A 12,960-nucleotide genomic window follows, 5' to 3' on the forward strand; every position below is an offset into this window, starting at 1 on the left:
TATTTATCGTTTTAGTACAAGGAATCCCTTGGTTTTTTTAAGATGATGCGTTCCGCTTATTTTGATATCGAAAAAGTAAGTTCCTTCGGGTAAAATATCTGCTCCCATATTTCTTTTTTTATTAGCCACGCCACTAAATACATTGTTGGCATTGTCATAATTTTTAATCTGAAAAACCAGGTCTCCCCAACGGTTGTATATAGAGACTTCGTTATCAGGATATTTCTCTATCGTATCAATTTCCCAAAAATCATTTACATTATCATTATTTGGAGAAAAACCGTATTTAGTATCGTCTTTCAGATCTGGTTCTACAAATACGGTAATACTATCTTCTGACATACAGCCCTCTGTGCTTTTGAAAACTACGGTATAAGTGGTGGTTTCTGAAGGATTAGCAAAAGGATTAGATATAAGTAAATTACTCAGCCCGTCAGCAGTATTCCATTCAAAACTTCCTGCGGTCGATGCTGTTGCATTAAGTTGTATGCTTTCACCTTCTTTAATATAGACATCATCACCAGCAGATACTGTAATTATTTCTGAGGATACTGTAAAATGACATTCCGAGCTGTTTCCAGTTACGTCGGTAGCTTTAATTTTTATATCCATCCCATTAATGAAAGCTGTTCCGGAAGCAGGAATTTGCGTAATTATTGGTGAAGAATCACAATTGTCAATAACCGTGATTAAGTTTCTGAAATCAGGTATCGTTGTCGTCTGACAGGGTACGATTTGATTTTCAATGCACGAAATAACGGGTGCAGTGGTATCAGGATTGTTTGCTATGGTTTTTATTGTTGTGTCCAAAGTGCTACACCCTGAAGAAGTGATCGAAAAATTAGTATAACTACCTACCGATAAAGCATTCAAGATAAAAGCACCAGACTTAATATTGACAGTTGCAGAAGTAGCTGTTCCGTCTTTTTCATAGCTCAAAGCATACGTTCCGTCAGGCAGATTAGTCGAGCTAAAAGCGATGCTTCCGTTGCCCCCACAAGTCACAGGATTGGTTACTGTACCAGCGGTAAGTGTTGGAATAGCCGGATCTGAAATGGTTTTTGCTGTCGTTGTAGAACCGGTACATCCGGCATTGGTTATAGAAAAATCACTGTAGGTTCCTGCTTTCAGACCAGAAAGTGTAAAAGCATTACCCGATACCGTAACATTCACAGGGCTTGACGTAGCGGTAGCCCCTGAAGCTGTAAAGCTCAAAGCATACGTTCCGTCAGGCAGATTAGTCGAGCTAAAAGCGATGCTTCCGTTGCCCCCACAAGTCAGAGGATTGGTTGCTGTACCAGCGGTAAGTGTTGGACTGGACGGATCTGAAATGGTTTTAGCTGTCGCTGTAGATCCGGTACATCCGGCATTGGTTATAGAAAAATCACTGTAGGTTCCTGCTTTCAGACCAGAAAGTGTAAAAGCATTACCCGATACCGTAACATTCACAGGGCTTGACGTAGCGGTAGCCCCTGAAGCTGTAAAGCTCAAAGCATACGTTCCGTCAGGCAGATTAGTCGAGCTAAAAGCGATGCTTCCGTTGCCCCCACAAGTCACAGGATTGGTTGCTGTACCAGCGGTAAGTGTTGGAATAGCCGGATCTGAAATGGTTTTTGCTGTCGCTGTAGATCCGGTACATCCGGCATTGGTTATAGAAAAATCACTGTAGGTTCCTGCTTTCAGACCAGAAAGTGTAAAAGCATTACCCGATACCGTAACATTCACAGGGCTTGACGTAGCGGTAGCCCCTGAAGCTGTAAAGCTCAAAGCATACGTTCCGTCAGGCAGATTAGTCGAGCTAAAAGCGATGCTTCCGTTGCCCCCACAAGTCACAGGATTGGTTGCTGTACCAGCGGTAAGTGTTGGAATAGCCGGATCTGAAATGGTTTTTGCTGTCGCTGTAGATCCGGTACATCCGGCATTGGTTATAGAAAAATCACTGTAGGTTCCTGCTTTCAGACCAGAAAGTGTAAAAGCATTACCCGATACCGTAACATTCACAGGGCTTAACGTAGCGGTAGCCCCTGAAGCTGTAAAGCTCAAAGCATACGTTCCGTCAGGCAGATTAGTCGAGCTAAAAGCGATGCTTCCGTTGCCCCCACAAGTCAGAGGATTGGTTGCTGTACCAGCGGTAAGTGTTGGACTGGACGGATCTGAAATGGTTTTAGCTGTCGCTGTAGATCCGGTACATCCGGCATTGGTTATAGAAAAATCACTGTAGGTTCCTGCTTTCAGACCAGAAAGTGTAAAAGCATTACCCGATACCGTAACATTCACAGGGCTTAACGTAGCGGTAGCCCCTGAAGCTGTAAAGCTCAAAGCATACGTTCCGTCAGGCAGATTAGTCGAGCTAAAAGCGATGCTTCCGTTGCCCCCACAAGTCACAGGATTGGTTGCTGTACCAGCGGTAAGTGTTGGAATAGCCGGATCTGAAATGGTTTTTGCTGTCGCTGTAGATCCGGTACATCCGGCATTGGTTATAGAAAAATCACTGTAGGTTCCTGCTTTCAGACCAGAAAGTGTAAAAGCATTACCCGATACCGTAACATTCACAGGGCTTAACGTAGCGGTAGCCCCTGAAGCTGTAAAGCTCAAAGCATACGTTCCGTCAGGCAGATTAGTCGAGCTAAAAGCGATGCTTCCGTTGCCCCCACAAGTCACAGGATTGGTTGCTGTACCAGCGGTAAGTGTTGGAATAGCCGGATCTGAAATGGTTTTTGCTGTCGCTGTAGATCCGGTACATCCGGCATTGGTTATAGAAAAATCACTGTAGGTTCCTGCTTTCAGACCAGAAAGTGTAAAAGCATTACCCGATACCGTAACATTCACAGGGCTTAACGTAGCGGTAGCCCCTGAAGCTGTAAAGCTCAAAGCATACGTTCCGTCAGGCAGATTAGTCGAGCTAAAAGCGATGCTTCCGTTGCCTCCACAAGTCACAGGATTGGTTGCTGTACCAGCAGTAAGTGTTGGAATAGCCGGATCTGAAATGGTTTTAGCTGTCGATGTAGAACCGGTACATCCGGCATTGGTTATAGAAAAATCACTGTAAGTTCCTGCTTTCAGACCAGAAAGTGTAAAAGCATTACCCGATACCGTAACATTCACAGGGCTTGGCGTAGCGGTAGCCCCTGATGCTGTAAAGCTCAAAGCATACGTTCCGTCAGGCAGATTAGTCGAGCTAAAAGCGATGCTTCCGTTGCCCCCACAAGTCACAGGATTGGTTGCTGTACCAGCGGTAAGTGTTGGAATAGCCGGATCTGAAATGGTTTTTGCTGTCGCTGTAGATCCGGTACATCCGGCATTGGTTATAGAAAAATCACTGTAGGTTCCTGCTTTCAGACCAGAAAGTGTAAAAGCATTACCCGATACCGTAACATTCACAGGGCTTAACGTAGCGGTAGCCCCTGAAGCTGTAAAGCTCAAAGCATACGTTCCGTCAGGCAGATTAGTCGAGCTAAAAGCGATGCTTCCGTTGCCCCCACAAGTCACAGGATTGGTTACTGTACCAGCGGTAAGTGTTGGAATAGCCGGATCTGAAATGGTTTTTGCTGTCGCTGTAGATCCGGTACATCCGGCATTGGTTATAGAAAAATCACTGTAGGTTCCTGCTTTCAGACCAGAAAGTGTAAAAGCATTACCCGATACCGTAACATTCACAGGGCTTAACGTAGCGGTAGCCCCTGAAGCTGTAAAGCTCAAAGCATACGTTCCGTCAGGCAGATTAGTCGAGCTAAAAGCGATGCTTCCGTTGCCTCCACAAGTCACAGGATTGGTTGCTGTACCAGCAGTAAGTGTTGGAATAGCCGGATCTGAAATGGTTTTAGCTGTCGATGTAGAACCGGTACATCCGGCATTGGTTATAGAAAAATCACTGTAAGTTCCTGCTTTCAGACCAGAAAGTGTAAAAGCATTACCCGATACCGTAACATTCACAGGGCTTAACGTAGCGGTAGCCCCTGAAGCTGTAAAGCTCAAAGCATACGTTCCGTCAGGCAGATTAGTCGAGCTAAAAGCGATGCTTCCGTTGCCTCCACAAGTCACAGGATTGGTTGCTGTACCAGCAGTAAGTGTTGGAATAGCCGGATCTGAAATGGTTTTTGCTGTCGCTGTAGATCCGGTACATCCGGCATTGGTTATAGAAAAATCACTGTAGGTTCCTGCTTTCAGACCAGAAAGTGTAAAAGCATTACCCGATACCGTAACATTCACAGGGCTTAACGTAGCGGTAGCCCCTGAAGCTGTAAAGCTCAAAGCATACGTTCCGTCAGGCAGATTAGTCGAGCTAAAAGCGATGCTTCCGTTGCCCCCACAAGTCACAGGATTGGTTGCTGTACCAGCGGTAAGTGTTGGACTGGACGGATCTGAAATGGTTTTAGCTGTCGATGTAGAACCGGTACATCCGGCATTGGTTATAGAAAAATCACTGTAAGTTCCTGCTTTCAGACCAGAAAGTGTAAAAGCATTACCCGATACCGTAACATTCACAGGGCTTGGCGTAGCGGTAGCCCCTGATGCTGTAAAGCTCAAAGCATACGTTCCGTCAGGCAGATTAGTCGAGATAAAAGCGATGCTTCCGTTGCCCCCACAAGTCACAGGATTGGTTACTGTACCAGCGGTAAGTGTTGGAATAGCCGGATCTGAAATGGTTTTTGCTGTCGTTGTAGAACCGGTACATCCGGCATTGGTTATAGAAAAATCACTGTAGGTTCCTGCTTTCAGACCAGAAAGTGTAAAAGCATTACCCGATACCGTAACATTCACAGGGCTTGACGTAGCGGTAGCCCCTGAAGCTGTAAAGCTCAAAGCATACGTTCCGTCAGGCAGATTAGTCGAGCTAAAAGCGATGCTTCCGTTGCCCCCACAAGTCAGAGGATTGGTTGCTGTACCAGCGGTAAGTGTTGGACTGGACGGATCTGAAATGGTTTTAGCTGTCGCTGTAGATCCGGTACATCCGGCATTGGTTATAGAAAAATCACTGTAGGTTCCTGCTTTCAGACCAGAAAGTGTAAAAGCATTACCCGATACCGTAACATTCACAGGGCTTGACGTAGCGGTAGCCCCTGAAGCTGTAAAGCTCAAAGCATACGTTCCGTCAGGCAGATTAGTCGAGCTAAAAGCGATGCTTCCGTTGCCCCCACAAGTCACAGGATTGGTTGCTGTACCAGCGGTAAGTGTTGGACTGGACGGATCTGAAATGGTTTTAGCTGTCGCTGTAGAACCGGTACATCCGGCATTGGTTATAGAAAAATCACTGTAAGTTCCTGCTTTCAGACCAGAAAGTGTAAAAGCATTACCCGATACCGTAACATTCACAGGGCTTAACGTAGCGGTAGCCCCTGATGCTGTAAAGCTCAAAGCATACGTTCCGTCAGGCAGATTAGTCGAGCTAAAAGCGATGCTTCCGTTGCCCCCACAAGTCACAGGATTGGTTACTGTACCAGCGGTAAGTGTTGGAATAGCCGGATCTGAAATGGTTTTAGCTGTCGCTGTAGATCCGGTACATCCGGCATTGGTTATAGAAAAATCACTGTAGGTTCCTGCTTTCAGACCAGAAAGTGTAAAAGCATTACCCGATACCGTAACATTCACAGGGCTTGACGTAGCGGTAGCCCCTGAAGCTGTAAAGCTCAAAGCATACGTTCCGTCAGGCAGATTAGTCGAGCTAAAAGCGATGCTTCCGTTGCCCCCACAAGTCACAGGATTGGTTGCTGTACCAGCGGTAAGTGTTGGACTGGACGGATCTGAAATGGTTTTAGCTGTCGCTGTAGAACCGGTACATCCGGCATTGGTTATAGAAAAATCACTGTAAGTTCCTGCTTTCAGACCAGAAAGTGTAAAAGCATTACCCGATACCGTAACATTCACAGGGCTTGGCGTAGCGGTAGCCCCTGATGCTGTAAAGCTCAAAGCATACGTTCCGTCAGGCAGATTAGTCGAGCTAAAAGCGATGCTTCCGTTGCCCCCACAAGTCACAGGATTGGTTACTGTACCAGCGGTAAGTGTTGGAATAGCCGGATCTGAAATGGTTTTAGCTGTCGCTGTAGATCCGGTACATCCGGCATTGGTTATAGAAAAATCACTGTAGGTTCCTGCTTTCAGACCAGAAAGTGTAAAAGCATTACCCGATACCGTAACATTCACAGGGCTTGACGTAGCGGTAGCCCCTGAAGCTGTAAAGCTCAAAGCATACGTTCCGTCAGGCAGATTAGTCGAGCTAAAAGCGATGCTTCCGTTGCCCCCACAAGTCACAGGATTGGTTACTGTACCAGCGGTAAGTGTTGGAATAGCCGGATCTGAAATGGTTTTAGCTGTCGATGTAGAACCGGTACATCCGGCATTGGTTATAGAAAAATCACTGTAAGTTCCTGCTTTCAGACCAGAAAGTGTAAAAGCATTACCCGATACCGTAACATTCACAGGGCTTGGCGTAGCGGTAGCCCCTGATGCTGTAAAGCTCAAAGCATACGTTCCGTCAGGCAGATTAGTCGAGCTAAAAGCGATGCTTCCGTTGCCCCCACAAGTCACAGGATTGGTTACTGTACCAGCGGTAAGTGTTGGAATAGCCGGATCTGAAATGGTTTTAGCTGTCGCTGTAGAACCGGTACATCCGGCATTGGTTATAGAAAAATCACTGTAAGTTCCTGCTTTCAGACCAGAAAGTGTAAAAGCATTACCCGATACCGTAACATTCACAGGGCTTGGCGTAGCGGTAGCCCCTGATGCTGTAAAGCTCAAAGCATACGTTCCGTCAGGCAGATTAGTCGAGATAAAAGCGATGCTTCCGTTGCCCCCACAAGTCACAGGATTGGTTGCTGTACCAGCGGTAAGTGTTGGAATAGCCGGATCAGTTAGTATTTTGGAAGTTGATTGAGAAATACTACAAGTCCCGTTAATGATCGAAAATGAAGAGTAAGTACCAGCCCCCAAACCTGATAATGTAAACGCATTTGAAGTAATCGTTATGTTTGCTGTTGTGGGGGTTCCGTCTTTCGCATAGTTTAAAGTATAAGTACCATTGGCTAAATCAGTAGTTGCAAAACTAATGCTGCCATCTGTGGGCAGGCAAGTAGTTGGATTGGTAGTACTACCTGCAACTAATGTGGTATTAGGTTCAGTTATCGTGTAAGACTGCGATGACGTTGATGAATTCCCATTACTTGAAATCGTTAGGCTGTAACTGCCAGCAGTAAGTCCAGTAACGTCTTTCGTAGTTGCTCCATTAGACCATAGATAAGAATATGAAACGCTCTCATAGTTAATGTTTCCAGAAAACTTTCTTGTAGTAATGGGGGAAACTGAAAATTCATTTCCTGGAGCGACCGTAGATCTACCTTTACCTTCATATATAGTCATATCAGCGTTAGATTGCCATACATTCGCTATATTAGATCCATTTAGATATTGTAAGCTTGAACTTGAAGTTAAGTAGAAGGCATAATTACCTGCTGGTAACGCAAGAGGAGTTGTCAAGTTTAGTTTACTGCCGTTATTTGTACCAGCTGCAGTTACCGAAACCTCTTCTACAAATGTCCAGGCTCCAGCGTTTAGTTCGTTCCCATCGGCAGTACCAGATTTATAATAAAAGCGAATCGTGCTGTTTGTAGATAGATTCAAATCAAATCCTGTTATGTTAAGAGGACGGTTCAGCGTAACATCAAAACTAATACCTCCACCTGAATTACTACTAGTTAGGCTACCTTTTAATGATTCTACTCCCGATAGATTAATAGCTCCATCATTTCCTCCTTTGCAAGTTACATTCTTTGTTGTGGCTGTCGGGAATTCATACCCAGTACCTTGGATACTAAAATTATAAGGGTTTTCATCAGAGTCATTATTAGCAATACTCACTGTAGCGGTTCGCAATCCTATTGCCGATGGATTAAAGGTAATTTGAAAAGTGGTAGTTCCTCCTGATATTGCGACTGGCGATGTTGGTTGGGTAGTTACCGAGAAATCGGAAGCATTGGTACCACTTATGGCTACTAGTGGTGTTCCAGTCAGATTGAGTGGCAACGCTCCTGTGTTTTCTATCGTAAAAGTTCGTACTACTGAACCTGATGTTAATTCTGTAGCACCAAAATCAGTATGGTCAGCCGTTGAAGGTGTGGAGTCTTCATCAGCAATGTTTGTGCTGTTGCCTTTTAGGTTCATTTCTTGGGCACAGCTTCCTCCAGTGACGTAATAGTGAGGGGTGCAATTTACTCTTCGATTAGCATAATTAGCACCAAAAGGATAAGCCTTACCAACACCTCCTACAATGCTTATGTAACTATCTGTGGCTATGGCTGTAGGGGTACCATTGGTGTAACGCACTCCGGCAGGAATACCGGGGTCATTGTTTGTAATATAAAATGCAAAAGTACTATTAGCAGGAATGGCAATATCCAAAACAATGGGTATGTGAGTTTGATTATCTATACCTTGAGCAGTTACCGTTGCACTTCCAGCCAATGTCCAGGCTGCACTATTTGATTCATAACCTACATAGGTACCCGATTTGTAATAAATTTCAAAGACACCAGTACTAAAGCCTAGCATGTTCATATCAAAACTGCTGATTGTTACTGGAGTAGCTCCTGTAGTAATATTAAACATAACACCTTTATTAGAGTTGTTACTGTTATAAGGTGTTGCCAAGGACAGACATTGTGCTTGAATCTGAAAAGAACTTAAGAGTAGCAGCAAAAAAATGTAAAGTTTTTTCATAAAAGGGTTTTATATTGTTCTGTTTGTATAGTGTTAAAATTTTTGCAAAACTAATATTTAAACTAATAGTTTAGTTAATTAATGTCATGAAATTAAAAAAAATGTGTATGAGATTTAGATCATGTTAGATAAGTTTGAACTATTTCTTTTTGTATTTTAAAAACATAGTGTTAATGCGTACCATAGGTCATTGTTTTCCGAAATTTCATTCTTCAGGAGGCTTATTTTAGACTTAGATTTTGTTTAATTTGTAGAGACATAGAAGAGATAATAAAACTGTTTAGAGTGTAAGTTGATCATGCGACGATTCAATGTTGGGTATTTAAATTTACACCATTGATTGAATCAATATGAATAAGAAAAGAGGAAAGTAATAGTCAGCAGGAGAAGAATGGAGGTCTTAATGAGAGTCAGAGGTCCTTGGTGTTATTTATCTCGGGTTTTCGATAAATTAGCCTATACGTTTCATTCCTTTCTGTAGTTCACGAACACCCGAACCAATGAAATCTGGGGTTAACGAAACTGCCCAACATCCATTCTTTATGAGTTTTTTGGTAATAATTTATAATATGACTATCCGTATATTGTACTTTTTTTATTGTCTTATATTCGATAAATAATCAAAAATAAACAGTTATGAATTTGCGTAAATTCTTTGAAAAATATCCTGATGAATCTTCTTGTATTGAAGGCTTCAAGAAAAAACGACTTGAACTAGGAATTGTTTGTAAAAAATGCCAACATACAGAGCATTCTTTTCGGAAAACTGATTTAAAATTTCAATGCAAAAAGTGTGAAAGCCGCATTAGTCTTCGCTCAGGGACGGTAATAGAAAATCTAATTTGCCTTTCCAATATTGGATGCTTTACATTGAATTAATGACACTCTCAAAAAAAGTTTTTCAGCATTAGAAATGCAACGCATGTTGGGGCATAAGCGCTATGAGCCAATCTTGGTTAATGATGCCCAAAATAGGCAGAATAATGAGTAAACGTGATGATAAATATAAATTGGACGATTACATAGAATTTGATGAAGGCTTCTTTGAAAGCGTTGACAACAAAGATCCTAAACAAAAAAAGAGGTCGTGGGAGTGAAAGACAAGCAAAAGTATTGGTGATGGTTGAATCAGAGCCTAATATTTCTGCACCAGAAAAAGGAAAACCCAATAGAAAAGTAGGCTACTTGAAAATGGTTGTTATGGAAGACTTGAAATCTGAAACCATTAATAAAGAAATTCAGAAATCAGTAGAAAAAACAGCTTCAGTGATCTGCGATCGTTATAAAGGATATTCTAAACTAAAAGAAGTAATAGCAAAACATCAGGTTGTTTAGAGCCTGACAAGAATAAATCTGCGAAAGTTTTTCCTTGGGTAAATAGAACGATTAGCAATGCTAAAAAAGTACTGTTAGGAATCCACCACAATACTATAAACAAACAGTATGTCCAAAATTACCTTGACGAGTTCTGCTACAAATTTAACAGAAGATATTTTGGAAATAGACTAATCCTATAGAATTATGATTGTTTCTTTAGAAACAACATAGTACTAGTTACGGATAGTTATTTTACCATAAAAGACATAACAGTCTCACGATGTTTTTCGTATTTCTCTCTTACAAAGGGGATTTAATGCTATCTTTGCAAAAAATTAATGCAAATGAGTACTTTCGAAAAATTCAATCTTCCAAAATCATTACAAAAAGCTGTTGACGAATTAGGGTTCGTTACACCTACTCCTATTCAGGAAAAATCTTTTTCTGTAATTATGTCCGGACGAGATATGATGGGAATTGCACAAACCGGAACCGGTAAAACATTTGCTTATTTACTGCCTCTTTTAAAATTATATAAATTCACCAATACCAACACCCCAAAAATCGTAATTCTGGTTCCAACCCGCGAACTAGTTGTTCAGGTTGTGGAAGAAATAGAGAAATTAACGACTTATATGTCGGTTAAAACTTTAGGGATTTATGGTGGCGTAAATATTAATACACAAAAAAAAGCCGTTTACGAAGGTGTTGACATTTTAGTGGGTACTCCGGGTCGTACAATGGATTTAGCCCTTGACGCTGTTGTTCGATTTGATGAAACCCAAAAACTGGTTATTGATGAATTTGATGAAATGCTGAATTTAGGTTTCAAACCACAGCTTACTTCGCTTTTAGCTATGATGAAAACCAAACGTCAGAATATTTTGTTCTCTGCTACAATGACAGATGAAGTTGACGATATCTTAAATGATTATTTTGATTTTCCCGAAGAAGTTACTCTTGCTGCTTCAGGAACACCGCTTGAAAAAATTACCCAGATTACCTATAACGTTCCGAATTTCAATACAAAAGTAAATTTGTTAAAACATTTATTGGAGACTGATGAAAGTATGAGCCGTATCTTAGTTTTCGTAAACAACAAAAAGATTTCGGATATGCTTTTCAATCGGATTGACGAGCTTTTTGAAGGACAATTTGGTGTAATTCATTCTAATAAATCCCAAAATTACCGTTTGAGTACGATGGCCGAATTTCAGGAAGGAAATCTTCGTGGCTTAATAACAACTGATATTATGGCCCGAGGTCTGGATATTTCTGATATCACCCACGTAATCAACTTTGAACTTCCTGAAGAGCCTGAGTTGTATATGCACCGAATTGGCCGTACTGGTCGTGCAGATGCAACGGGAACAGCAATAAGTTTTGTTACTCCAAGAGAAGAAGAATTTAAAATAGAGACTGAACTTTTAATGGATAAGGAACTTGAAATTACTGATTTCCCTGAAGAAGTTGAAATTTCAACTAAACTAATCGAACCTGAAAAAGACAAACAGCCGATTAAGTTTTTGATGAAAAAAGTAAAGCTGGAGGGAGACGGTGCTTTTCATGAAAAAGCTAAAAAGAATCAAAAAGTCAATTTGGGCGGACCTTCAAAAACGAAAAAGAAAACGCATGGTTCTGTTAACAGAAACATGCTAAAGACGAGAAATGAAAAGAAGAAGAAAAAAAAATAGCAACAGGTAGTAAATCCCAATAAAAAAATCCAAATTCAAATTGACTTTTAAAATTAGAATTTGGACTTTTTTGGGAATTTGAAAAAACTATATTTTAGTAAAAACCAATCCTACCGGCGAACATAATTCAATTTTCTTACCTGTACCAGTAAGCTTTCCGGTAATTTTATCTCTTTTAAAGATAATGATATCATTGGTGTATTGATACCCTGCTAAAAGAAAATTTCCAGATGGATCAATCGCAAAATCTCTAGGGCCTTTTCCCTGTGTGCTTACTTGTTCTACTTTAGTGCTACTACCGTCTTTAAGAATCTTATAAACCGTAATCATATTTACATCACCGCGGTCTGAAACGTATAAAAATTTACCATCAGGCGAAATTTTGATAGCAGCAGAGCTGTTGGCCCCTTTAAAATCTTTCGGAATAATATTGGTTGATTTTAAAAGTTTTAAATTGCCGCTTTTATCATAACTAAAAGTCGTCAGTGTTCCATCTAATTCCTGAATCAGATAAACAAATTTACCATCTTTGCTAAAAGTCAAATGTCTTGGTCCGCTTCCTGGTTTTACATTTACACTTTCTTTTAATTTTAAAATTTCATGTGCGGCACTAGGATTATATTTATAGATAAAAACTTTATCTAAACCTAAATCACTGGCTAAAACAAACTTTTTATCTGGAGAAAAAGCAACCATATGCATATGCGCTTTTTCCTGACGTGCTTCATTCGGGCCTTTGCCCTCGTGCTGAATGAGCTGTTGCCCCTCTGTAATACTTCCGTCAGCATTTTTCTTAAATACGGCAATATTCCCACCAGAATAATTAGCCGTAATGACATTTTTGCTGTCATTAATCAAATGACAGGGATCTGCACCCAAGGCATCGTTCTTATTTATTAATTTTATTGTACCTGATTTAGAATCATAACTAAAAGCACTTACTGTACTTTGTTTTCCATTTTCATTTACAGCATAAACAAACTTATTATCTGCGGAAACCGATAAATAACTCGGACTTACAACACCCTCTGAAGATTTTTTTAATTTAAAATCTCCTGAATTAGCATCAAATTCATACACGTAAATTCCCTTACTATCGCACGTATTGGTATAAGTTCCTACCAACAAATTAAACTTATTTTGAGCTTTTGAGGCGGTAACTGCTAAAGCTGAAAATAGTACTAAAAACATTTTTTTCATATTATAAAGTGGTTTTTTGAATTAGCTAAAATAAGTAATA

At 41.0% G+C, this 12,960-nt stretch carries 6 protein-coding genes; 4 read left to right on the forward strand and 2 right to left on the reverse strand.

Annotation, left to right across the window (positions count from 1 at the left end):
• Positions 1 to 3: 3 nt before the first annotated feature.
• Positions 4 to 8,709: a gliding motility-associated C-terminal domain-containing protein gene (locus ACNC7R_RS14960; RefSeq protein WP_417941876.1), complete on the reverse strand. Its 8,706-nt coding sequence runs from the start codon at positions 8,707 to 8,709 to the stop codon at positions 4 to 6.
• A gap of 636 nt (positions 8,710 to 9,345) precedes the next feature.
• Here ACNC7R_RS14960 and ACNC7R_RS14965 point away from each other — a divergent pair.
• From ACNC7R_RS14965 to ACNC7R_RS14980, 4 genes are all read left to right on the forward strand, one after another.
• Positions 9,346 to 9,588 (forward strand): transposase, encoded by a 243-nt coding sequence (locus ACNC7R_RS14965; protein WP_417941877.1) that lies wholly within the window; start codon positions 9,346 to 9,348, stop codon positions 9,586 to 9,588.
• A gap of 153 nt (positions 9,589 to 9,741) precedes the next feature.
• Entirely contained in the window at positions 9,742 to 10,044 is a 303-nt protein-coding gene (locus tag ACNC7R_RS14970) for a transposase (protein ID WP_417941878.1), read from the forward strand.
• Positions 10,045 to 10,094: 50 nt separating this feature from the next.
• A complete protein-coding gene (locus ACNC7R_RS14975) occupies positions 10,095 to 10,226 on the forward strand; it encodes a transposase (RefSeq protein WP_417943176.1) in 132 nt (43 codons plus the stop codon).
• Positions 10,227 to 10,370: 144 nt separating this feature from the next.
• Positions 10,371 to 11,720, forward strand: a complete 1,350-nt coding sequence (locus ACNC7R_RS14980; protein WP_417941879.1) for a DEAD/DEAH box helicase — start codon at positions 10,371 to 10,373, stop codon at positions 11,718 to 11,720.
• Between the two features lie 87 nt (positions 11,721 to 11,807).
• Here the strand turns inward: ACNC7R_RS14980 and ACNC7R_RS14985 are convergent, their stop codons facing one another.
• Positions 11,808 to 12,920 carry a lactonase family protein gene (locus ACNC7R_RS14985; protein WP_417941880.1) on the reverse strand — a complete coding sequence of 371 codons (1,113 nt, stop codon included), beginning with the start codon at positions 12,918 to 12,920 and terminating at the stop codon, positions 11,808 to 11,810.
• Positions 12,921 to 12,960: the final 40 nt, after the last annotated feature.

The sequence above is a fragment of the Flavobacterium adiutor genome (genome assembly GCF_048282555.1).
Taxonomy (GTDB): domain Bacteria; phylum Bacteroidota; class Bacteroidia; order Flavobacteriales; family Flavobacteriaceae; genus Flavobacterium.